Consider the following 24,311-nt stretch of genomic DNA (forward strand, 5'->3'; position numbering starts at 1 on the left):
GCAAAATTACCGTTAGGGCTGTAGTTTTAATCATTACCAACACTTACATTTGAGCCCACATATACAGTCGCACCGGTGGATGTATCCTGATAAATTGTATAGCTATCTGAATAGCTCCCCATACTTGCTGTGTCGCTCGTTGTAAGTGTTCCACCGCTTACCTGAGTGAAACCTCCTGTTAGAGTGATCGAAGATGCGCTACTAGAATAGAATATTAAAGCGTTTTCCGTATAACCTGAAGCAGCACCAATGCCGCTTAATGCCGCATTTGTATCCTCGGAGATTGCAAAAACGGTATCTGAATTAACGGAAATCTGACTGTCTTGTCCTGCAATATCGATAATTTCAAATTCATTGATATGCCAGTTATTGGTATCCAATGTTTCATAATCAAGCACCAAGACATCTTGTCCACCCGAGCCACCGTTAATGTAATCAGTGGTAGAGGCATCACCTAATGTAAAGGTATCATTCCCGCCATTGCCATAAAAAACATCACCGCCACCATCGCCGTCTGTTGCAACATCATCGCCTGATCCGCCATAAAACACATCGCTACCAGATGTACCAGTGAAGGTGAGGTCGCCTGCATTATTGACACCGTCGGAGGTGACATAGACCAAATCAAGCGAGAAGGTGTCCAAGCCATTATTATCAACGAGTGACAGACTACCAACGACAGTTGTACCATTATTGGAGCTGCTATAAGTATCAGTTCCGTCTTCATTCATAACTAAAATTTCATGGAAATTATCTGTGATTGTATCAGCAGTCATAAAATCCCAATCCGCATGATTTATATCATGGGTGTCATCCAAACGTAACTCGACTGTGCCCGACCCGGTAATTGAGGATCCGTCATTTGGTGTATCATTCACTATATTTGAAAACTTCAAAGTACCAGACGCATCAATGGTTTTCGCAAGATAGTGCGTGTCGCTACTGAAGGTGAGATTGCTGTTTGCACTTCCATCAATCGTCCCACTATTTGTTAGGTTGCCATTAAGGGTAAGTGTTGCACTGCTCGCAAGATTTACTGTTTTATCTTGGTCAATGGAGTGATTATCACCTTCAAAAGTGACATTATTACTGATATTTGTATCTGAATAAATAATGGTTCCCGTAGAGGCAGTGACGGAACTATCGATATTTAGAGTAATATCCGTGTCATTCACTTGGAATAAACCTGACTCAACAACTAGATAATTGACGTTTAGTTGAGCCCCTGAATCTCCCGATAGGCCAGTATTATTACTAACAGACAAGGTTGATGCATAATCACCATTATGAAATTTCATTGTGGAATTTGATGCAATAAACAAATCACCATTTGTTGAATCCACATGACCATCAATATCGATTTGGGCACTGGTATTATCTAAGGCAATGGTCCCTGTATTTACAAAATCGCCATCTATGGTCAGAGTTCCAGTACTTGCCGCGCCAAAACTAAAGCTGCCTGCGTTTGTGAATGTCGCACCACTGGTATAAATCATTGCATTCGTACTTGTAACGCTGTCATCCAAGGTAAAGGTTGCCAGGCCATTGTTTAGGAAGTCATCACTAATAGATAAGGTTGAACCACCGAGAGTACCTGTTGTGAAATCAAGAACAGCATTGGTTGCAATCGTACCACCAGTTTCAGCAATAAGCTCAGAGTCCTGTATTTTTAGGACACCATGATCCGCAATATCTATATCCAAGTTATCAGTGGTTAATGTACCGCGATAAATCTCTAATATACCTTGATTGCTAGCATTACTGCCACTTACTTCAATTGTACCGCTGTTTTCACTGATTAATTGGGAATTTCCTGCGAATTTTGTTGTGCCTTGATTATTCGTCGTTAACGTTGATCCGTCCAAAGTAAGATTTGCATCCGTGATTTCGATAGTACCTGTAGACGACGAATTAGAAATATCGTTTGTTAGGGTTACATCACCTGAATCAACAATGATTTTTCCTGTATTAGCAATACTAGTCGTTAGCGTGCCGCCGTTAAGGTCCAATGTGCCCCCGGTATTGTTATTAATAACACCGTTACCAGTTGTATTAGCAATACTACCCAGGCTGCCAGTGTTATTAAAAGTGCCATCCACATCCAGAACACCGGCATTATAAAAATTAAAATCAACCGTATTATTGAACGTTTGACCAGACGCGACTGAAACGGTGGAGCCACTGTAAGACGCAAAGTTAAAAGAAGAGTTCAGAATGCTTGTATTTGTGCCTAATTCCAGCAAAGCACCTGATAATAAAGTTAACTTACCAGAACCATCATAAGTGGCGCTTTTTGCGTCAAAATTACCTGATGAATATCTATGATAGGTTGATCCTAAGATATTGATTTTTCCGTCTAGTTCAAAGTTACCTGAGAGGTCGATACCACTGCTGCCATTTGAGCTCATTTCGGAGTTTGCACCAAAACTACCGCCGTTTAACAAGTGTAATGTACCACCAGATGTTAATATATCGCCATCTGACATATTAAAGACTGTGGTTATTGAATTAGTATTGGTAGAAGAAAGTGTTGAGCTATTCGCGAAATTAAGTGTACCTGATCCATTGATATGGGAATTCCCACCTAAGGACAGCAAGGAAGATGTACCAGTATTTGTAATATCACCATTGATCGTTGCGGTTTCACCTGATGATAAAACTAAATCATCATTATTTGTCAGATTAGCTGATAATGTCAGAGTATCTAATGTTAATGTTTCGTTATTAATAACAGTACCCGACCCTTGAATGGTCAGGTCGCTATTCGTTGCTGTGGCAAAAGCTAAATTTAATTGGCCATCAACATTCAGCACAGCACCGCTTTGCAGGTCAATTTTACTTGCAACGTCATCGTCTACGGAGAAAATTTGGCCACTGTCAACGCTAAGGGTAGAGCCAGTTGTCATAGTAATGGAAGTAGACACATCCAAACTGGTACTATCAGATAGCTTAAGTTCGGTCCCACTGCCAAAATCTGTATTCTGAATATCTAATGTGCCTTGGCTAGAATCTAAAACACCACTGCTAACATTTGAACTATTAATAAGTAATTTGCCATTATTGACAAAATTTAACTCCATATTGGATGCACTAACAAAATCCAGTATGGAACTGGCACCAAGTGTGCCATCTGAAATTTCACCTAAAAGTGTAAATGTAAGATTGGTGCTATCATTCCCATTTTGGAAAGAAGCATATGTTGAAGCTTCGGTAATGGTTTCAACATTTGTAAGAGTTTGGGTATATGAACCTTGTGTTACGACGACTTCATTCCCATTAGCAACAAGGTTGTCTAAATCAGACGCGCTTTCATATTCTACAGTATCATTTCCGTCTTGTGCATCAACATTTATGGCAACGGACTCACTATTAGTATAATTATTTACCGTAATTGAGTCATCACCAGCACCGAGCAATAAGTTATTGAAATTGGTAAATACATCATAGTCAATCACGCCAGCACTTGCATCTGTTACAGTACTGAACATGTCGCCGTTACTATTTTCACCAAAAGCTGCTAACGGGCTTGGATCACCAAAAGCAGCATGTCCCGCACTATCAGTCCCGATCAATCCATGACCTAGTGTTACTGTCAGGTCGGTCCCACTTCCTACACTTGGATATTCAAGTAGATTATCACCTGAACCGCCATCATAACTATCATAACCATTACCTGTACCTGCGGTTACGATGTCATTACCAGCTCCTGCGCCAATGGTATCGTTCCCGGCACCGGCATAAATAATATCGCTTCCGGCACCTGTTTGGATATCATCGTCGCCATCACCGCCAGTAACATTATAGTTTGTTGTATCTCCTGCGGATGTTGAGAATGTACCACCACCAGATGGAAGGGATACAGGTGTGAATACAATTCCGCCACCACTAGGAGGAGGATCTTCTGTAGAACCGGATGTTTCTGAGTTGTTATTGGTGTCGTCAGGCGTTGGATCCGGTTCAGGGTCGGGATCTTGATCATCAACAACAACAATATCCGTCTGTGTATCTCCATCGTCTTCTTCGTTATCTAATTCGATAACAATTTCAATTAAGTCGCCTTCCAATACATCGTCAAACTGACTTTGGTCGTCGTCAGAGGAATCATCACCCTCAGTATCCGTGCCGTCTTCTTCGCCAGCCTCTAAAAGATTGTCTAATTCGATATCAACTTCTTCGCCGGTTGCGGCTTCAATTTCTTGTTCAATAATTTGTTCTAGGCGTTGTAAGTCTTCTTTACCCAAAGCATTTAAGGCAACATTATTGCCACCTATCACTTCTGCTTGGGTACGACTAACTTCAAATGTTCTTATTGACCCGGACGAATCCAGTTCACCAACAGCTGTATCAAAGTTGTTGGTGAGCGAAATTGTCTCACCACCAGCTGTAATATCAATACTTCCTTCTAATACAGAAAAGGTAAATAGCTCTTCACCATCAACTAATACTGACCCCGTAACGGTTGTGCCACGAATACCAATGGTAGCTACAGGCGTATTTACCTGCATATTGTCATAGTTATCATGTGCAATCTGACCACTGACAAATACAAAACTACCTTTCAGGATCGAAAAGGCGGAATTACCGTTTGTTTGTGTCGGATTATATACCAATTCATCAAGTGCAAGTCGCGCGTCTTCGCCCAAGGTAAAGATTGTTTCATCAGCAAAGCGTAGTTTTATAGAGCCGTCGGAATTGGTTTCTATTTGATCTCCTTGGTAAACAGGGTCACCAAGTTTTAGTTCTACACGGCTGCCATCTTGTCTTACTGCAAAAGCATTGCCGGATAAGAATTCAACATTCCCAATGGGATCTCCACTTCCGCCGTCAATCGTTTGGGCGACCTGTCCTGGGGCAACAGGAAGAAGGAAGGAGCCAACGAGTTGAGGGGTGAGCTTTATGCCTTCATTCGCTATTAGGTCAGGTGGGGAAACTTGATCAAAATAATTTTCGATCACGACAGTTTCGCCATCGGATAGTTTGAGATGTAGATCATGCCCATCACGATACATCTGTGCATCGGTGACAAACTTTACATCAGGTATGGAAAGTTCACTTTGATTTTCAGCGTTTAGATAAAGAGGGGGCGTGTTAGTTACAGGAACAGTTGATTGATTTAACCCTGAAGGTGTCAATGATGTGGATCCCATTAAAGAAGATCCTGAATTCATATTTTCTGATGATTGATTACCGCCAATCCCGGTAAATATGTCGTTCGTCAAGCGCGCCATGACGTAACCTCAACCTTCCCAAACTAATTTCTATAAGCGACTTCTAGAAACCAAATTAAGTATAAAAGAGAACACTGGTTATCATTAATAAATACCAACGTAGTGATCTTTGATACGCAATAACGTTTTCCCAAGTCGTATTGCAATTCAGCTTATTTGCTTATATCTCCACTCTGCCCAATAATATTCTTGCATATTTTCCGTAAAAATAAAAAGAAAAAAAGATAAAATGCAAGACAAATGCTGCTCATTGAATGTGCGATACTCATTTGACTTGATTATTGTCAATTAGAAAGGGTCATGAAGTTATTTGGCACTAAAAATAAAAGTTTTAATATTCTGTACTATTCGTAAGATAAGCCGAGTCATTATTTAAGAAAGGCAGGGGTCCATGAAGGAAAGATGGCTTCGATCATTGATATTCGATAGTAAAGCTATTTTAATTGAAGCTTTGCTTTCTTCTTTCTTTGTAAACTTACTTGCCTTAGCCATCCCCGTATTTGTATTGCAAGTATATGACCGTGTTGTTTTCAATGCCGGATACACGACCTTGCAGGGATTGGTCATCGGAATGGTTCTTGTGATACTGTTTGATGGGGTTTTACGTTATGGGCGTGTTCGATTATTTCAATCCTTTGGTATTCAGTTGGACGGTCTAATTGGTCGGGCATTGATTAGGAAAATTCTGAATTTACCTTTAAGGGTTTTAGAGAAACGAAATACCGAAAACTGGCAACAACTATTTAAAGATTTAGATTTTATTAGAAACAGTTTGAGCGGGGCTTCTGCCGCGTTGATATTCGATCTACCTTTTGCCTTCCTGTTTCTTGGTGTTGTTTATTTTATTGCTCCGTCGCTAGGTATCGTTTTTCTGGTAATTGTACCGATGTTTATTCTTTTGGCCTGGGTATCAGGTTTTATGCATCGAAAGATGGTGACGAAAGAGCGTGAATCTCAAATTACTAGGGACCAACTCTTAAGTAATATTTTACAAGCGCGTACGACAGTGAAATCTTTGAATATGGCTCATAGCCTACAGGAAAAATGGGAAGAATTACATGCTTCTGCCATAGTACAATCTTCAAATCGTGGTCGGGTTGGTGATGCGCATCAGGTACTTGCGGGACTTATGGCGTTAGTTTCAACGGTAGCCATTACTTCTGTAGGGGCCTTGTTGATTTTGCAGCAAGAGTTAACAATTGGATCTTTGATTGCTTCTAATATGTTAGCTGGGCGATTGATTGCTCCGATTTCTTCTCTCGTGTCTCAATGGAAAGGTTTTGCCCAAATGAGATTGGCAAAGGATCGACTTGATGAATTATTTGCATTGGAAGAAGACCGTGTTGAGGCCAGTATCGAATTGCCAGAGCCAAAAGGACAATTCAAATTTGAAAATATCTCTTTTCGTTATTCTGAAGGGGGAAAGCCTGTCATAAATGGAATATCAGGAAGTATAGGGCCAAAGGGGCTTTATTGTATTATTGGAAAGAATGGAAGTGGGAAATCTACATTCTCCAAACTTCTAGCTGGTTTATATCAACCAGAAGATGGTCGAGTAATGTTAGATGAAGGCGATATGAAACAATTTACGCGCTCTCAACTTTCAAATTGGATTGGTGTTTTACCACAAGATACGGCATTGTTATCTGGTAGTGTTAAGCAGAATATTATAGCATCGGGTCAAGATTTTCCTGATGATCAAATAGTAGAAGCTGCAAAGTTTTCAGGGATACATGAGGTTATTTTGGATCATCCAAAAGGTTATGATGCTGAAGTAGGGGAAAATGGTAGCTTTATGTCAGGGGGCGAACGGCAACGTCTTTGTTTGGCACGGACAGTTATCGGAAAACCTGCAATTCTGCTACTTGATGAACCGACCAGTCACTTGGATAGCGAACTAGAAACTCAGATAGCTAAGCGTTTACATAAGTATGCAAGAGAACATACTGTGATTTGTGTAACGCATTCACCTGCTATTCTGAATAATTCTGATTTCATATTGTTATTAGATAAAGGTCGGGTAGCCTTGGCAGGACCTTCTAAGAAAGTGTTAGAAGAATTAAATCAGAAAAATGGTTCAGCTAATTCCATAGCGACAGGGGCAAATTCATGAATAATGGCCTCGACTCATTATTAACCAGAGAAGCATATACGGGAAAAAAAACAATCAGATGGATTGTTATGTTCCTTCTGACATTCTTCAGTGTTTGGGCCTTTTATACAGATTTGGATGAGGTGGCGGTAGCTTCAGGAGAAGTCGTACCTCAAGGAGAGCTGAAAATTGTTCAGCATTTTGAGGGAGGGGTTATTGATGAGCTTTCCGTGGAAGAGGGGGATTTTGTTGAGGAAGGGCAAATTCTGCTTAGATTGAATCTCGCAGGTTCAGCCCTAAACCGTGACGAACTGAAAGTTCGTTTAGATGGCCTTCTTCTACGTAAGCAACGTGTTCAAGCTCAGTTGGAAAATAAAAGATATGTTCCTAGTGAAGAATTGGCTGTGTTATATCCAAACCTAGCTAATTCCGAAATAAATACGTTTCATGCTGAACAAGCTGCTCATGAAGGAACTATTTTGTTGATTGAGCAAAAAATCAAGCAAAAAGAGTTGGAAGTCGAAGAGCTAATTACGCATTTAGAAACGGTTGAACAAGATCTGTCTTTTACTTCGCAACGGTTGGAAATGTCACAAACTTTAATCGTAGATGGGTTAATGTCAAAAATTGAACATTTGCAAATTTCTAGTGAGGCCGAAAAATTACAAGGACAAGCAAATGTATTGCAGAAATCTATTCCACGTGCACAAGGAGGCGTGGATGAGGCTATTGCGGAAAAAACTGAGGCTCAGCTAAAACGACATGCGCGGCTTTCAAATGTACTCATTGAAACGGAGACCGCGATTGCTTCTGTCCAGGAAACCTTGAATCTTGCAACCGATCAAAGTCAACGTGCAGATGTCAGAAGCCCGATTAATGGGACAGTAAAGAATATTCGTCATAATACCATTGGAGGAGTTGTACGCCCTGGAGAAGCTATTTTAGAAATTGTTCCCGCTGGTAATGACTTATTAATTAAGGCGGAGTTAAGTCCTGTAAATCGTGGATATGTAGAAACTGGACAAAAAGCTGTGGTAAAGATTTCCACTTATGACTTTGCCAGATATGGTGGGCTGGATGGTGAAGTTGTTCGCATTAGCGCTAGTACAAATACTAATCAAGATGGAATACCATTTTATGAAGTTATTGTTAGAACAAATAAAACCTATCTTGGAGAAGAGGGAGACTATCCAATTTCTCCGGGTATGCAGGCGACGGTAGATATTCATACTGGGACGAGAACGGTGTTTGACTATTTGATACGACCAGTACTCAAGTTGAAACATGAAGGTTTCAGAGAACGTTAGTTTTTATGAATACTTGGTTTTTCTTGGTTTAACTAAAGTTTTTCTTAAAATGCTAGTCAGTTTGTGAAATCTAATGTAAGCTGTGGCGGTTGAAGAAGAATTCGGGAAACAAATCGTTGAATAATAAAGATTTTCGGCGATAGGGGTAAATTAGATGCGACATATATTGTCTGCTACATTACTTATGTCTGGTACTATTTTGGGCTTAGGTAACTCTGCATTTTCACAAAGTTTAGAAGAAGATTTGCGTGATTTGTTAAAAACGCACCCTGCTATTGAAGCTGCACGTCATGGCTTAGATGCGACGGAAGCCGTGTTAGATGCAACAGGAAGTAATTTATTACCAACAGTGTCATTTTATGGAGATCTAGGCGAGGAGAGGACTGATAGTAAAGTTCGTCGAGACAGTTCTTTGGGAGATGCCAACTGGTCGCGAGATAAGTATACGATCACCTTACGTCAAAATTTGTTTAACGGGTTCTCTGATACTGAGAATATCGCGGCTGAAGAAGCGACAGTGCAAGCTTGGGAAAGTGAATTAGCTGAAGTTACTGCTGAAGAAATGTTACGTGGTATTTTGGCTTATATTGATATCTTAAAATATTCAGAAATTGTGCGTCTGTCTCGTGAACGTGAAGAAACAATTGCGGAGCAAATGCAGCTTGAAAACGAACGAGTTGAACGTGGCTCAGGGATTGCTGTTGATGTTTTAGAGGCGAAATCCCGATTACGTAGTGCCAAAGAAAAAACAGTTGCTCATATTGTTGATTTAGAACAAGCTGAAGCAACATACGAGCGCGCTTTTGGCAGATCTGCAAATATCTTTGAGATGAAAGACGTGCAAGCGCCTTTTGAATTATTGCCATCTTCTGAAGAAGAAGCATTGTCTATGGCCATTGATTTACGCCATTCGATTAAAGTTGAAGAATTTGCCGCAGAGCGCTGGCGTCATCTGACAGAAGCAGAAAAGGGCGGATATTATCCTTCTATAGATTTGGTCGGTAGTCATGATTATGAAGATGATGTTGGCGGCACTGCAGGTGCGACAAGAACTTCTTCTATCATGATGCAATTAAATTGGGAGTTGTTTTCAGGATTGGAAACCGACGCTCGTGTTCGTGAAGCTTCTTATAACGCTTCATATTATTCTGGTTTAGCGCTGGATGAACGTCGCAAAGCTGAGGAAGATGTTTTACAGAGTTGGAGTGAACTTCAGCGCAGTCAAGAGCGACATGACCTTCTGCTAAGTGCTGTGGATATTGCCGAGGAAGTTTTCGCATCTCGACAGAAGTTACGTGATGCTGGGAAAGAAACTACAATTAATCTTCTTGATGCTGAGAGTCAGGTATATGAGTCTCGGATCAAGTTAATTGAAATGGATTATGTTTCACGCGCAGCTGTTTTCAAAGTGCTTGAGGCGACTGGTTTATTACAACCAGAAAACCTTGCACTATGATCTGATTTAATATGCCTATCAATTTGCGTTTTCAAATTTAGTTTTGCCAATATGCTGAAATTACTGGAATTTATGTGCTGATTCAGGCATCTTTTGTTTAGGTACAAATTAAGAAGTAATTATTGTGGTTAAAAAATCTCATTTTTCTTTAAAGAATGTTGCGACAACGGTTATTGCTAGCGGCATCTTAGCTGGTTGTACAACTGTTATGGTATCTGAACCAGAGATAGATACCGTCGAGCGTGATTATACTGAGGAACAAGTTCTGCGTCCGGTGAGCTTGATCCCGGGAGATCGATTCCGCTGGGATAATCCTGATATGACTTGGACGGTTACTTCTGCGGAACAAGATAAACTTCATTGGGAAAGTGATACAGGGGCGCAACAAGAAACCTCTCTGAATCCTCTGTTTCCTGCTTTAGCGTGGAGTAGCGATGCAGGTGCAGGTAAACGATTGCTCTCACAGCTTCAAGGTAGTTTCTTCCCGATGGAAGTTGGTGCACAAGTTCTCTTTAAGTCCACAGTAAGTACTGATAAGCCGCCATATGCTTGGGAGTTTGATTGGGCGTGTATTGTTGCTGGGGAGACACGTGTTAATTTACCAATGGCTGCCTTTGATACATTTCGTGTTGAATGTTCAAGGCAAAAACCAGAAACTTGGACTTTTTATTACGCACCAAGTCTTGGCTATTATGTGATGACTGAACATGTGGGTCGAACTGGCGGTGCTGTAAAAAGGCGCATACTTACGGGATATGACCGTCAAGGAGTTGTTGTGGGCTCCCTCGCACCTCATGAAGGTGACAAAACAGCACCAGATGGAACAATGGTGATGTCACCACAAGATATTCCATCTGCAGAAGGCGAAACTCCACCTCCACCTATGGTGATTCAGGAAGCTAAAACCGCAGATGAGGTTACCGTAGCAGAAAGTACTATGGTCGCTCCAGAAGTGACAAACGCACCTGTTGAAGAAATTATGGTCAAAGAAGAAGATATCGTCGAAGCAAAATCAGAACCTGTAAGTTCTGACGAAGATATTATGTCCCTAACACCTGAAGGTGGTAGTGTTACAGTAGCTAAAACTGAGGTGGAAGAACCAGCTCCAACCTCTCAATCTGCTGTGAGCACTGCTAGTAAACCACAGGAAATAGTGATTTCAGCCCCTCCGACTGGATATTATTTACATGTTGCATCGTATAGCAAGGACGCAAATGTAGTTCGTGGCTGGGATATTTATCAAAAGAAATATGAATTGGAACTAGGTGGTATGTCTCCACATAAACTGGTTGTAGAAGTTCCTAATAAAGGTCGATTTACACGCTTAATGGCAGGACCTGTATCAGGTGGAGATGCTCAGGCGGTAAACTTATGTAAAGCATTGAAGGCACAAGGGCAGTATTGTTCGGTTTACCAGCAAAATTGATGTAAAAGAAAAGCCTGCAAGAAGCAGGCTTTTTTGTTAATGATCTAATCTCAGTTCATGGACATTGAGGACGGATCTTCTATATTCTCGATATGATGTGTTGTATCTTCCAGAATATTAAGGAAAGCCCAACTTCCGCCAGCCATGATACCTACGAAAATACCAAAAATCACAAGTAGCATTGTCATGATATTGGACATGGTTTTCTTTTGTTGTTGAAGGTTGCGTACCTCTGCAAGTAATTCTGTTACCTTGGCATCCACGTCGTCGGTTTTCGATCCAACATCTGATTGAAGACGAATTAGGGCAGATGATAAATCCGCGCGAAGAGTGCTATGGGCTTGTTGAACCGATTTGGATTCGGCTGCAACAATTCGAAGTGCTGCGCGAACTTGTGCTTCAACTGCTGATAAATGTGCTTTTAATTCTTCGCGAGAGAGGTCGCTCATGCCTAAGTCCTTGTAATTAGGATAAAATCAATATGTATTAAATTTTATGCAATTAGAATAAAATAAAACTATAATAAATTGCAAAGACTTTATTTCACATTTACTTAGCTTAACTTAAAATAACTTGAAATTGGTAATGTTTATAAAACTTACTAATATGTAAGAAATTAAAAGTTGTATAAGATAGATTTTACATATGTCCTACGTCCAAAATCACCCATTTATAAGTATATTAATTGGTGGGGTCATTTTATACCTACTGCTTCTTCTCTGTATGTATAAAATGCAACGCAGTTTGATGTATCATCCTGATGATACAATTCCTACTCTTCAGGAATATGGCTTATCCCAGAATGCAAAGGCTGTTTATATTCAAAGCCATGATGGATTAGGATTGTTAGGTTGGTATTTGCCTCCAAAGGACACAAGCAAACCACTAGTTGTGTTTTTTCATGGGAACGCAGGACATATTGGGGATCGGGCTGATCGCTTACGTATGTTCCGTGATTTGGGTTATGGTTTTTTGATCGTGTCATATCGTTATAACGCAGGTATAGGAGGTTTGCCTAGTGAGGAAGGGCTATTACGAGATGGTCAGAATATTATCAATTGGGCCGTTAGTCAGGGGCATGCGACAAAAGATATGCTGCTTTATGGAGAGTCTTTGGGGAGTGGTCTTGCTGTTTCACTTTCTCAAAATAACGTGACCAGAGGTGTTATTCTTGAAAGCCCATATTCATCCATTACTGATGTTGCAGCGGATCATTATTGGTACTTGCCAGTAAAATATTTACTCAAGGATCGTTTTGAATCTTATAAATATATTGGTAATTTAATAGCGCCTGTTTTAATTCTACACGGTGCAAAAGATAGGACTATTCCGCTAAAGTTCGCACAAAAACTTTATAATTCTGCGGATTCAGATAAAGCAAAATTAGTGATTTATCCAGAAGGCGAACATGTAGGATTATATGATTTTGGTGCCTTGCAGGAAGTTATACAGTTTATAGAAAATAATCCGCCTTTATCGGGTATGTAAGGCATTTAATGCCTCTGGCGTGTCTGTATCTACTAATATCGCATCATTTGGCATCGGAACTTCACATACCGAATCTGGATAGGCATTGATAATCGGTTTAGCTCCTATATCGCCAGATAGTTCCATGATTTCCGAAAAGAAGCGTTTTCCAATTAAGACAGGGTTACCCCTTTTTCCTTCAAAGGTAGGAATGCATATTTCTCGGTTATCTTCTACGGAAAAACTGGCAAAAACCAATTCAAGATCCTGAGGACTAAGAAGCGGCATGTCACTTAAACATATCATTGCGGCATCACAATCATCTGGAAGATTGGATATTCCTGCTTTTAGTGAAGACGCAATACCTGTTTCATAGTCAGGATTATGTACGATTGACACTTTATATTTAGAAAGAATGACGTCTATTTCTTTTGGGTTATGGCCTGTGACGACAGTTATATAGTCAACGTTGGTTTCTTGAACACATTCCATGGCGTGATCAAGCAAAGCTTTATTGTTATATTGAGTCAGCAATTTATTATCTTTTCCCATACGTCTAGATTGCCCTGCGGCTAGCACGACAATACCAAATTTCGCTACTTTGCCTGATGAATAATCTTGTTCATATTGATAGCGGGGGGCAGGGCGGCTTGGTATTTCTTTCAATAAACCACCAACTGACATTGTTGCCATATCGCGCCTGTTTATAGGTATCTCCGCACATACACGCTGTAAAACCCAATCAAAACCATTTAACTTTGGAGAGCGTGCACAACCGGGCATGGCAATAATAGGTATATCCCTGTAGGTGCCTAACAAAAGGAGGTTTCCGGGATCAACGGGCATGCCATATTGCTGGATTACACCCCCAACCGAATTAATTGCTGCTGGAATAATGTCGCGTTTATCAGTAATAGCAGATGCGCCCGTTAAAATAATTAACCTTGTATCATCTGATATGCGTTCTATAGCGTCTTTAACGCTCTCAACTTGATGCTTAACACGTTCCTCATGAATGATTTTTGCTGACAATTGATTCAATCTATTTTCAAGCGTGCGCGTAGTTTTATCCAATACCGATGTTTTTACAGATGGAAGTTCCGTTTGAATTAAGGTTACTTTTTTTTGTCGGAAGACATGAAGTTGAAGTTGTCCTTTTGTAAGATGCTCGATCGCTTCTTCTAGTTTGCTACTCGGTACGGAAAAGGGAATGATTTTTATCGTAGCAACCAACTGTTTAGATTGTACAAATGAATGATTGGGTAAAGTCGCAATGGTAATACCTTCATCAATCATATTAAAACTGACTACATCTTCGGCGGAAAATGTAAAGATTCCTGAATGTTTGGCGCTAATGTTTACTCTGCCAGTGAATGGTGCTGTGACATCTAGAGATGCAGTATCTATTGTTTTTGATAAAAAAGCAGCGGCTTGATCTTCATGAATATCATCTTCTTCAAGAATAGCGACTGTTAGAGCCTTAATTTCTTCGGCATTAAGGCTCTGAATATCTCGCTCTGAAAGAGAGCGGCCTTTCTTAAAATTTAAGTTTTTTGTCTTTAAGCTATGGGCCAAAAGAAAACCTGGTTCTAATGCTGATATGGAGCAGTCTTCAAATCTCATTTGTTGCCCTTTGCACCGCGTAAAGAAAGGGTGACTTGCCCAAGGATAGCGACGGCAATTTCCGCAGGGGAGGATGCACCGATATCCAAACCGATAGGGGCATCAATTCTATTTATTTCTTCTTGATTGAAACCTTGATCTTTAAGACGTTCAATACGTGCTGCATGCGTTTTTTTACTACCTAAAGCACCGATATAAAACGCTTTGGATTTTAGAGCAGAGATTAACGCCGGATCATCAAGCTTTGGATCATGTGTTAAGGTAACTACAGCACATCGGTGATTAAGGTTGGCTTCGTCTAAAACCTCATCAGCCCATCTTTGTTCTATCTTAATATTAGGAAATCTTTCCTCTGTTGCCCAGGCGGTCCGATGATCGATCAGTATGACGTCGTATCCAGTCGCTTTTGCCATCGGTGCAAGAGCTTGCGAGATATGGACCGCGCCAGTGATATACATGCGCATTGGTGGATTAAAGGGATTGATGAAAACCTCTGTGTCATCTTCCAAAGTCACTAAGTGACCTTTGTCCATACGGATTGCTTTATCTACATTGTCATTTAATTGCAGGTATGTTTCTGGAAGTTCATCATTTAATTGGTAGGCAAAAGAGGAACCAGTGCGAAGGTTTGTAAGGCATACAATTGCTTTTCCGTCTTTTTGTGCTTCAATAACTCGATGAAAGGTAGGTAATGTTTGTTGATTAATACTTTCTACATACACTTTGACCGTACCACCGCAGGCCAGTCCGACTTCCCAGGCCATTTCGTCTGAAACGCCAAATTCCATAATTTGAGGATCAGCGCCATCCATAATATCTAAAGCTTCAGTGACAACAGATGTTTCAATACAACCGCCTGAAACGGAACCTTCAAATTGAGCATCTTCATTGACAATTAGCTGACTACCAACAGGTCGAGGGGAGGAGCCCCATGTGTGAACGACAGTTGCAATGGCAACTTTTTTCCCTTCTTTCAGCCATTCCTCAGCTTTAAGAAGTAATTCATTTTTTGAATGAATTTGCTGCGTTATGCAGGTTTTCCCTGTCATTTTCTAATCCTGTTCGCTTAATGCTTTTTGACGCCATTGAACCATTGCTTTGTGATCCATTACATGGTCATCAGCAAGTGCTTTTGCAAGTTGTGATAAGCTTTCTAAATTATGAATTGGGCGGAAATCGTCAACATGTTTAATAAGAGCCTGTGCACCCTTGGTCTTTGGCGCATATTCATTGTATCGAAGTAATGGATTTAGCCATACCAATCGTCGACAAGATTTATGTAATCGCTCTATTTCGGTTTCAACACCTTCCGCACCTTGGCGATCTAGTCCATCCGTGATTAACAAGACCCAAGCACCTTGTCCTAAGACGCGACGTCCCCAAAACTTATTAAATTCGTGAAGGCTTTGACCTATGCGGGTGCCTCCTGACCAGTCCTTCACATTTTCCCCAATTTTGGCAATAGCCTCATCTGGATCCTTATAACGCAGATGTCGGGTGATATTATTCAGTTGAGTTCCAAATAAGAAACTGTGCACTCTGTCTCGATCATTGGTTAAACTATGTAGGAAATGTAGAAACATTCGTGAGTATTTTTCCATAGATCCCGAAATATCACAAAGCACGACCAATGGCGGCGGCAAAGTGCGTGGTGTCTTGTGGCGAAGCCAAATCATATCACCACCGCGACGAGAGGACGCACGCAACGTCGATCGCATATCCACTTTTTTGTTCAAGTGACTACGCTTGTAACGGCGTGTCATAACTTCGCCAATAGGAAGCGTTAATTGAGACATGACCTGTTTGGCTTCAGCAAGCTCTGCATTGGTCATCTTTTCAAAATCTTTAGTCGACAATACTTCCTGTCGGGAAAAAGTCATGGAAGCATCTAATTGCACTTCTTCACCCATATCATCCAAATCTGGCAAAATCGGAGGGGGCTTCTCACCTTTCATTGCTTCTGCAACTCGTGGCGACATATTATCGCGAAGGTTTTCCTGAACCATGTCATCGGTTTTGAAACTAGGCAGCATCATCTGCATCATTTTTTCAAGAAAATTTGGATTTCGCCAAAAGACATGGAAAGCTTGATCGAATATTTCTCTTTGATCACGCCTATGTACAAAGACTGCATGTAAGGTCCAATAGAAGTCTTCACGCGTCCCTAAACCTACCGCACATATTGCTTCGATTGCATCTAGGGTTTTCCCCGGTCCTACTGGCAGTCCTGCTTTACGTAAGACACGTGCAAAATGCATAATGTTATCCGCCATACGTCCGCCATCAGCCTGATGCATAAATAAATTTGCTGCAGGTAAGTTGGCTGCCGTCTTATCTTCGGCAAGTTGGAGGTTTTTAGGCGTTGTATCAGACATCGGCGAAATCTAGCTCGCTTTCATCATGTCAGCTTTTACTTCTTCAAGAAGTCGGGACGCTTCTGTTCCCTGAATCCGTTGAATGTCATCTTGATATTTCAAAATTGTACCAAGTGTATCGTTGATCGTATCCGGATCCAAAGCCATGCGATCCAGTTGAGTGAGAGCATGAGCCCAATCTATGGTTTCCGCCACTCCGGGAAGCTTAAATAAGTCAAGGTTGCGAAGTTTATTGATAAAACCAACAATTTGTTCAGATAGTTGTTCTGGCGCATCGGGCGCTTTGCGTTTTAAGATATCTAGTTCGCGTTCTGCGCTTGGGTAATCTACCCAGTGATAAAAACAACGACGTTTAATTGCATCATGAATTTCACGCGTTCTGTTAGATGTAATGATTACAATGGGCGGTTCCTTAGCTTTAATTGTGCCAATTTCGGGCACGGTTACTTGAAAGTCAGAAAGCACTTCCAACAAGAAAGCTTCAAAAGGTTCATCTGTACGATCCAATTCGTCTATGAGTAAAATAGGCGGACCTGCTTCTTGTTCTTCCAAAGCTTGAAGAATAGGGCGTTTTATAAGGAATTGGTCAGAAAATAAATTTGATTGTAGTTGCTTCTTATTCATTTCCTGAGAGGCTTCACTCATACGAATTTCAACCATTTGACGCGCATAATTCCATTCATAGACCGCGGAACTCACATCTAGCCCTTCATAACATTGTAAGCGAATTAATTTACGCCCGAGACATTGGCTTAACACTTTAGCTATTTCTGTTTTACCCACACCCGCTTCACCTTCAAGGAAAAGAGGGCGCCCAAGTTTCAATGCAAGGAAGAGAGCATTCGTTAAAGAACGATCAGCCACATAATTTCCTTGTTCCATAAGACTTAACGTCTCAACAACGGATGATGGCATAGAGTGTGACATGGTTCCCCCAAAATATAGTTTTCTTATTCACAGAATAATAAGTTTTGATGGCTTCGGCTATATGCAAAACTAAAAGGCGCCCGAAATTTCAGGCGCCCTTAATGAATTAGATACAATAATGGCTAACAAGCTTGCACGGCACGTTTAGCCATCACACCAATCAGGTTTTTTCGATAAGCCGCAGAAGCATGTAAATCTTCGATCATCGCATCTTCTGGCATTGGAGAAACATCAACAGCATCCGCTGAAAAATCAGCTGATAAAGCTTCTTCCAGCTTATGAGCACGAAAGACGCCATCATTTCCAGCACCAGTTACTGCGACACGCACATCGTTCCCCGTTTTGGCCACAAAGACACCTGCTAAAGCATAACGAGACGCAGGGTTTGGGAATTTTTGATAGTTAGCGCTATCTACTTTAGGGAATTTTACTGCCGTGATGATTTCGTCTTCATCCAAAGCGGTCTCAAACAAGCCTGTAAAGAATTCTTCTGCAGATAATTCACGCTTAGTCGTGATGATCGTTGCACCTAACCCCATGCAAGCTGCAGGATAATCAGCGGCAGGATCGTTATTTGCGATCGACCCGCCAATTGTACCACGGGTTCTCACTTGGTTATCACCTATATTCCCTGCCAATTCTGCAAGAGCAGGAATCACAGATTGAACATCTGAACTACTCGCAACTGTGGCATGCGTGGTCATGGCGCCAATTACAACGATATCACCATCAACAGCAATGCCGGATAACCCGGCACTCGCCAGATCAATCACATCTTCGGGGGCTGCTAAGCGTTGTTTCATTGTGGGGATTAATGTTTGCCCACCGGCTAGAACTTTACCATCGTCACTTGCTGCTAATTTGCTTGCTGCATCCGCAGCGGAACTAGCTTTGTCATAATTAAATTCATACATGATCAAATCTCCTTATTCTGCGGCTTGAGCCATTTTAGCATCTTGGATTGCCTGCCACACTTTCTGTGGTGTCGCAGGCATGGAAATATCGGTGACTCCTAAATCCCACAGTGCATCAACAATGGCATTGATAACGGATGGAGGAGAACCAATGGCGCCGACCTCACCACATCCTTTTACGCCAAGGCTGTTATGGGCACAAAGCGTTTCAGATGTTCCTACCTTAAAGCTAGGTAAGTCATCCGCACGTGGCATGGTGTAGTCCATATAGGAACCATTTAAAAGCTGACCGCTATCTTCGTCATAGACAGCGCCTTCAAGTAAGGCTTGTCCAATACCTTGCGCAAGACCGCCTTGAATTTGGCCTTCCACGATCATTGGATTAATAACGCGCCCAACATCATCCATCGCAGACATGGATACAATTTCCGTAACGCCTGTTTCCGGATCAATTTCCACTTCACAGATATGACAACCGCCAGGGAAGGTGAAGTTGTTAGGGTCGTAGAAAGCTTGTTCCTCAAGCCCTGGTTCTAATTCATCATGTGGGAAATTATGCGGCACATAAGCTGTGAGTGCGACATCGCCAAAAGCCATTTCTTTATCAGTACCTGCAACAGTGAATTTACCATCGGCAAATTCAATGTCGCCTGCATCCGCTTCAAGAACGTGAGCAGCAATTTTCTTTGCTTTATCAACAACTTTATTTAGGGCCTTCATCATGGCTTCGCCACCAACGGCGAGTGACCGAGACCCATAAGTGCCCATTCCAAATGCAACTTTGTTAGTGTCACCATGACTGATATCTACATTTTCAATTGGAATGCCAAGTGTATCAGATACCAATTGTGCAAATGTCGTTTCATGACCTTGACCGTGACTATGTGAACCTGTGTAAACAGTAACTGAACCTGTTGGATGTACACGAATATTAGCAGATTCAAATAAACCCGCACGTGCACCAAGAGAACCAACCACAGCACTAGGCGCGATACCGCATGCTTCAACATAAGTGGAATAACCTAGGCCGCGTAACTTACCACGGTTTGCTGCCTCTGCTTTACGAGCCGCAAAACCATCCACATCAGCCATTTTTTGCGCACCTTCAAGTGTCGCAAAATAGTTACCGCTATCATATTGCAATGCTACCGGTGTTTGATATGGAAAGGCGTCCGTTGGAATGAAATTCTTACGACGAATTTCGTCTTGTGGGATACCCATTTCACGTGCAGCACGATCAACCAATCGTTCTAACAGATATGTTGCTTCTGGACGACCAGCGCCACGATAGGCATCAACAGGCACCGTATTGGTAAATACAGCTTTTACATTACTGTAGATCACAGGTGTTGTGTAAACACCTGCCAACAACGTGGAATGCAGATATGTTGGAACACAGGTGGAGAAGGTAGACAGATACGCCCCCATATTGGCTTTTGTATAAACGCGCAATCCGATGAACTTACCATCCGCATCTAGCGCCAATTCACAATGGGTCAAGTTATCACGACCATGTGCATCAGAAACAAAGGCATCTGCGCGTTCACATGTCCATTTAATCGGGCGTTTTATCTGACCTGCTGCCCATGTCACGATCGCTTCTTCGGCATAGTGATAAATCTTCGTACCAAAGCCGCCGCCAACATCAGGTGCCACAACGCGCAATTTATGTTCAGGGATTTGTAATACAAATGCCCCCATGAGTAGACGGATCACATGTGGGTTTTGTGAGGTTGTAAATAATGTATATTCACCTGTTGCTGTATCATATTCACCGATAGCTGCACGCGGCTCCATCGGGTTTGCAACAAGCCGATTATTCACGATATCAAGACTAGTGATATGATGCGCTTTATCAAAAACAGCATTTACTTCTGCTTCGTCACCTAATTCCCAGTCGTAGCAAAGGTTACTTGGTACATCATCATGTACAGCTGGACCGCCATTTACAGCATTTTCCATGTTTATGGATGCTGGTAGTTCTTCATACTCAACTTCCAATAACTCGGCTGCATCTTTAGCCTGGGCATATGTTTCTGCAATCACAATCGCAACTTGATCGCCAACATGGCGAACTTTACCTTGGGCAAGGGCAGGGTGGAATGGTTCATTCATAGGACTGCCGTCCTTATTATTCACACCCCAACCACATGGGATGGAACCCACTTGCATATCCTCACCTGTAAAGACGGCAACTACACCATCTGCTTCTTTGACAGATGATGTATCTATCGAATTGATTTTTGCATGTGCATAGGGGCTTCGGACAATATACCCATAGGTTTGATTAGGACGATTGATATCGTCTGTGTAATTTCCTTGTCCAGTTAGAAATCTAAAATCTTCTTTCCGGCGAACTGCAGCGCCGATTCCTGTATCACTCATGGTTTGCTCCCATAATCGAATGTTAAGAATAGGCGGCTTATTCAGCTGCTTTCATTGCGTTCGCGCCGTCCAGCACAGATTTCACGATATTGTGGTAACCAGTGCAGCGGCAAATGTTGCCTTCTAGGCCTTCGCGTACCAATTCTTCTGTGAGATTGGCATTTTTATTGGCAAGATCAATTGCACTCATCACCATGCCTGGCGTACAAAAACCACATTGTAATCCATGGTTTTCTTTGAAAGCTGCTTGCATTGGATGCATATCTTCACCATTTGCAAGACCTTCGATTGTGGTGATGCTTGATCCATCAGCCTGGACGGCTAACATGGTGCAGCTTTTTGCTGAATCGCCATCTACATGCACAACACAGGCACCACATTGGCTGGTGTCACATCCAACATGGGTGCCAGTTAGTTTGAGATGTTCACGAATAAATTCGACAAGTAGTGTACGAGGAGAAACTTCCCCCTCAACGGCTTTGCCATTCACAGTCATGGAGATTTTGACCATGTGCTTCACGCTCCTCCTGTTTGAGATCCAATCCCTCAGATTAAAATTTCACTTGAAATAAAATGTCGCTCTGAGGCAGTTTTTTGTTTTATTTTTTACAGTTTGCGGCGGAATGAATTTCAGGTCAAGAAGAGAAAAGTTAATTTGTTATTCAAATAAAATATGTCGCGCCGCACAATCACGACGCGACATCGAAAATAGGTATAGAAACTATAGGTTTTTATGCAAAAATGCTAATGTGCGGTGCAGGGATAATTCTGCATCATCAGCGTCATACCTGCTGCCTGTAGGATTGGCAAAAGCGTGATTGGCCGTATACCAATGGACTTCCAATAGGTCAGATTTTCCTGCTTCATCCATTCGGGCTTCAAACTCACCTACCATTTTTGCATCGATTGATTTATCTAAAGTACCAAAATGACCAAGTACAGGCGCCTTGAGTTTTTTAAGATCTTCTACGCTACGCCCTAAGCGACCATAATAAATCACAGTTGCATCAACATCGGCCACAATAGAGGCATTTAAGGACCAAGCTCCACCAAAACACCAGCCAAGTGTCGCAACTTTGCCTGTCGAATCTTTATGATTACGCAAGAATTCTGCCCAGCTCTTAAGCGTATCTTCTGCTTCTGCCTGTTTAACTGATTTCATCAACGCCAAAGCTTCTTCCCGTTTAGTGCCTACACCACCGTCGTAAAGATCAACGGCCAAAGCAATGAAGCCGTGTTTTGCATATTCGGCTGCCATTGCTTTGATATTGTCATTTAATCCCCACCATTCATGAATAAGGATCACTGTTGGGGCTGGAAGTTTTTCGGGCATGGCAATTGTTGCTTTAACTTCTTTACCCATACCATTTTTAATGATCACTTCGTCCAGCATAGATGCTTGGGCCGATGCAAGTTCTGGATGGAACAAAACTGTTGCAATTGGTAACGCTGCCATACCTTTTAAGAAGGTGCGTCGTTGATCATCAGTAATTTCAATTGGGGGTAGGTCGCTGTCTTGATTGCAGCTCATAATATCACACATTTGAGTCTCCTGTTCATAGATGCGTTCTAAGTTTAATCTTGAATCACTATACGAGATCACAAGAATATTAGATCGAATTGTAAAACAGGCATATTCAGTGTCGAATGAAATATTCGTGAGACTAATTTTGTATCAAGTGACCTGTTTTTACAAAAATTGTACAACCTTCTTTTGTGAAGGGATGGTGAGAACTACCATCAGGACTGCGTATCCAAGTTCCTTTGGGATAGCTTCCATGTTCGTCTTCAAATGTACCGTCCAGCACATATATTTCTTCGCCACCCCAATGTTTATGAGGATTAAAAACAGTGCCTGCATCCCATTTAACCAAAGCCACATTTTCAGTTTTGTAATTATGTAGCGGCATAACCTGTAAGCCAGAAACTAAGCCTGGTAACCATTCTGACTTCTTTGTATCCTTTTTGACCCAATCTTGGTCTTCTTCTTCCATCTGCCATAATTTTACTAAAATGGTACATCCATCTTTTGTATAGGGCTTATGTTTGGATCCAATAGGGTTTCTGATATACATGCCGGGGCCGTAATCACCGGTTTCATCAGAAAAAACACCTTCCAGAACTAAAAATTCCTCTCCGCCTGGATGACCATGTTCTTCAAAGTAACTGTCTGGGGCAAATTTTACGATACTGGTTGCACGGCCGGATTCTGCGCCGTCACGGTCTAACATACGTCTCTCAACGCCATTCATGCGTGTTTTTACCCATTCTATTTCATCAGTGTTTAAAACGACACGTTGAGTTAAATCGTGATTGATTTGCATATCTTATACTCCGTTTCACAACTTTACCGCATATTGGGTTGAATGGGAAATATTCAAGGAATAACATATATGACAAATTCGTGAGTAAAGTGATAATATCTTATTTAAGTGGTACAATATTTGCTTTGGTTTACTTGTTACTTTATTCTTAAGTAATGGTACCCTTAAATCATACTTTCGTGGAATATAGATGACCAGTTCTATTATATTTTCTGCAATTGATGTTGCTCTTTGGTTTGCTGAACAAGCACGAAAAGAAGATATGTATCTGCAACCGCAAAAACTGCAGCGCATTCTTTACATTGCCTACGGATCATACGCCGCGATGCATCATGGTCGGAAATTAATGCCGGCTACCTTCATTGTGGATGACACAGGCCCGATCGAACCAAATGTTTATCGAATGTTAGAACTAGGTGCACCTAAGGGAGATAGGCCGCCTTTGCCGCCAGAAGTTGAGCATTTTCTGTCAAACATCTGGCGTAAATATTGTCATCACAATACTGAATATCTGAATGAACAAATTCAAAATCATAAGATATACAGAGAGGCCATAAAACGTGGTGTGAATGAAGAAATCCCACATCGAGTGATTGCCCGTTTCTTTACTGGTCAAGATCAGAAGAAATTAGAAAAAACTGTGACTGCGCCAGATGGTCGTAAACTGGCTAAGTGGTTGCCCGGTGCAAAAGCGGCTGCTAAACCGACCAACCGTAAATAATATCCTGATATTTATGTGCTCTTTAACTTTCATTTGATAATTTTAAGAAAATAGTTTTTGTGAAGT

At 41.5% G+C, this 24,311-nt stretch carries 17 protein-coding genes; 6 read left to right on the forward strand and 11 right to left on the reverse strand.

Going from position 1 to position 24,311, the window contains the following annotated elements:
- Positions 1-26 precede the first annotated feature (26 nt).
- The gene (locus tag ACOQOA_RS18250) at positions 27-5,228 is read right to left on the reverse strand and encodes a FecR domain-containing protein (protein WP_420550023.1); all 5,202 of its coding nucleotides are present in this window, start codon (positions 5,226-5,228) and stop codon (positions 27-29) included.
- 391 nt (positions 5,229-5,619) lie between these two features.
- Here ACOQOA_RS18250 and ACOQOA_RS18255 point away from each other — a divergent pair, with 391 nt between their 5' ends.
- The 4 genes from ACOQOA_RS18255 (at position 5,620) to ACOQOA_RS18270 (ending at position 11,509) form a co-directional block, all read left to right on the forward strand.
- Positions 5,620-7,341 (forward strand): peptidase domain-containing ABC transporter, encoded by a 1,722-nt coding sequence (locus ACOQOA_RS18255; protein WP_420550024.1) that lies wholly within the window; start codon positions 5,620-5,622, stop codon positions 7,339-7,341.
- A complete protein-coding gene (locus ACOQOA_RS18260; protein WP_420550025.1) occupies positions 7,338-8,627 on the forward strand; it encodes an HlyD family type I secretion periplasmic adaptor subunit in 1,290 nt (429 codons plus the stop codon). Before ACOQOA_RS18255 ends, ACOQOA_RS18260 begins: the two co-directional genes overlap by 4 nt.
- A gap of 154 nt (positions 8,628-8,781) precedes the next feature.
- A complete protein-coding gene (locus ACOQOA_RS18265; RefSeq protein ID WP_420550026.1) occupies positions 8,782-10,083 on the forward strand; it encodes a TolC family protein in 1,302 nt (433 codons plus the stop codon).
- 124 nt (positions 10,084-10,207) lie between these two features.
- On the forward strand, positions 10,208-11,509 hold the full coding sequence (locus ACOQOA_RS18270; RefSeq protein WP_420550027.1) for a hypothetical protein: 1,302 nt from the start codon (positions 10,208-10,210) through the stop codon (positions 11,507-11,509).
- A 50-nt stretch (positions 11,510-11,559) separates the two neighbouring features.
- Here ACOQOA_RS18270 and ACOQOA_RS18275 read toward each other — a convergent pair whose 3' ends face one another.
- Positions 11,560-11,958 (reverse strand): hypothetical protein, encoded by a 399-nt coding sequence (locus ACOQOA_RS18275; protein WP_420550028.1) that lies wholly within the window; start codon positions 11,956-11,958, stop codon positions 11,560-11,562.
- A 283-nt stretch (positions 11,959-12,241) separates the two neighbouring features.
- On the opposite strand from ACOQOA_RS18275, the gene ACOQOA_RS18280 reads away from it, so the two are divergent.
- On the forward strand, positions 12,242-12,997 hold the full coding sequence (locus ACOQOA_RS18280; protein WP_420550029.1) for an alpha/beta hydrolase: 756 nt from the start codon (positions 12,242-12,244) through the stop codon (positions 12,995-12,997).
- Here the strand turns inward: ACOQOA_RS18280 and ACOQOA_RS18285 are convergent.
- From ACOQOA_RS18285 to ACOQOA_RS18325, 9 genes are all read right to left on the reverse strand, one after another.
- Entirely contained in the window at positions 12,983-14,599 is a 1,617-nt protein-coding gene (locus ACOQOA_RS18285; protein WP_420550030.1) for an NTP transferase domain-containing protein, read from the reverse strand. The genes ACOQOA_RS18280 and ACOQOA_RS18285 overlap by 15 nt on opposite strands.
- Entirely contained in the window at positions 14,596-15,648 is a 1,053-nt protein-coding gene (locus ACOQOA_RS18290) for an XdhC family protein (RefSeq protein WP_420550031.1), read from the reverse strand. The genes ACOQOA_RS18285 and ACOQOA_RS18290 overlap by 4 nt, the downstream gene beginning before the upstream one ends.
- Positions 15,649-15,651: 3 nt before the next feature.
- A complete protein-coding gene (locus tag ACOQOA_RS18295; protein ID WP_420550032.1) occupies positions 15,652-16,974 on the reverse strand; it encodes a vWA domain-containing protein in 1,323 nt (440 codons plus the stop codon).
- Between the two features lie 9 nt (positions 16,975-16,983).
- On the reverse strand, positions 16,984-17,901 hold the full coding sequence (locus tag ACOQOA_RS18300; protein ID WP_420550033.1) for an AAA family ATPase: 918 nt from the start codon (positions 17,899-17,901) through the stop codon (positions 16,984-16,986).
- 122 nt (positions 17,902-18,023) lie between these two features.
- Positions 18,024-18,815, reverse strand: coding sequence for an FAD binding domain-containing protein (locus ACOQOA_RS18305; protein WP_420550034.1), 792 nt, complete (start codon positions 18,813-18,815; stop codon positions 18,024-18,026).
- Between the two features lie 12 nt (positions 18,816-18,827).
- The gene (locus tag ACOQOA_RS18310; protein ID WP_420550035.1) at positions 18,828-21,200 is read right to left on the reverse strand and encodes a xanthine dehydrogenase family protein molybdopterin-binding subunit; all 2,373 of its coding nucleotides are present in this window, start codon (positions 21,198-21,200) and stop codon (positions 18,828-18,830) included.
- Positions 21,201-21,237: 37 nt separating this feature from the next.
- Complete coding sequence (locus ACOQOA_RS18315) at positions 21,238-21,711, reverse strand: (2Fe-2S)-binding protein (protein ID WP_420550036.1); 474 nt, start codon at positions 21,709-21,711, stop codon at positions 21,238-21,240.
- A 210-nt stretch (positions 21,712-21,921) separates the two neighbouring features.
- The gene (locus ACOQOA_RS18320; protein ID WP_420550037.1) at positions 21,922-22,743 is read right to left on the reverse strand and encodes a dienelactone hydrolase family protein; all 822 of its coding nucleotides are present in this window, start codon (positions 22,741-22,743) and stop codon (positions 21,922-21,924) included.
- Positions 22,744-22,864: 121 nt separating this feature from the next.
- Complete coding sequence (locus tag ACOQOA_RS18325) at positions 22,865-23,524, reverse strand: cupin domain-containing protein (RefSeq protein WP_420550038.1); 660 nt, start codon at positions 23,522-23,524, stop codon at positions 22,865-22,867.
- Between the two features lie 190 nt (positions 23,525-23,714).
- Here ACOQOA_RS18325 and ACOQOA_RS18330 point away from each other — a divergent pair, with 190 nt between their 5' ends.
- A complete protein-coding gene (locus ACOQOA_RS18330; protein WP_420550039.1) occupies positions 23,715-24,245 on the forward strand; it encodes a Panacea domain-containing protein in 531 nt (176 codons plus the stop codon).
- The last annotated feature ends 66 nt before the right edge of the window (positions 24,246-24,311 follow it).

Origin of the sequence: Curvivirga sp., assembly GCF_965219885.1 — a bacterium.
In the GTDB taxonomy this organism is placed as follows: domain Bacteria; phylum Pseudomonadota; class Alphaproteobacteria; order UBA8366; family Aestuariispiraceae; genus Curvivirga.